This window comes from uncultured Microscilla sp., from assembly GCF_947493425.1.
Lineage (GTDB): Bacteria > Bacteroidota > Bacteroidia > Cytophagales > Microscillaceae > Microscilla.
In genome coordinates, this window is record NZ_CANLRP010000481.1 from 1 (window position 1) to 492 (window position 492).

Below are 492 nucleotides of genomic sequence, written 5' to 3' on the forward strand. Positions count from 1 at the left end.
ACTAACGCTTTGATAAACATCAGGTTTATATACTCTATTCCATTTAAGTAATTTAGATAACTCTTTGACTTCTTCAAAAGGAGTTACATTGATCAACTCATTTAACTTCTTAGCATCTCCTTCAAGTAACTTTATAAGCTCTTTCCATTCATCAGAAGTAAACTTTTTGGCTTCAACTACCTTGTAGTTATTGTTTTCCAGTAAAGTCTTCAACTTTTGTATGTTTGCTTTATCAAGTTGTGTAATGGCTATTTTTTCTGGAACGGGTGCCTTTTTCTTCTTAAAAGGCCACCCCATCTCCACAAACTCCTTCTTCGCCTCTTTACCGGGCTTCTTAGGCTTAGGTGCCCTCCCCACATCATTGCCATTTTGGAGGGTACGCCATTTACTGGTTTTGCTGCCCGACCGGGCAATGGTGGTAATGCCTCCATCGGCGTGTACCCGCACCAAAGCATCGGTGGCATATACCGGGCGGTTGCCCAAGGCTTTCGA

1 protein-coding gene is annotated in these 492 nt (G+C 42.1%); it reads right to left on the reverse strand.

Annotation, left to right across the window (positions count from 1 at the left end; all coding sequences use genetic code 11):
* Positions 1 to 492 (reverse strand): hypothetical protein (locus Q0954_RS34410; protein ID WP_299466740.1); only part of this gene is annotated, 492 nt, incomplete at both ends.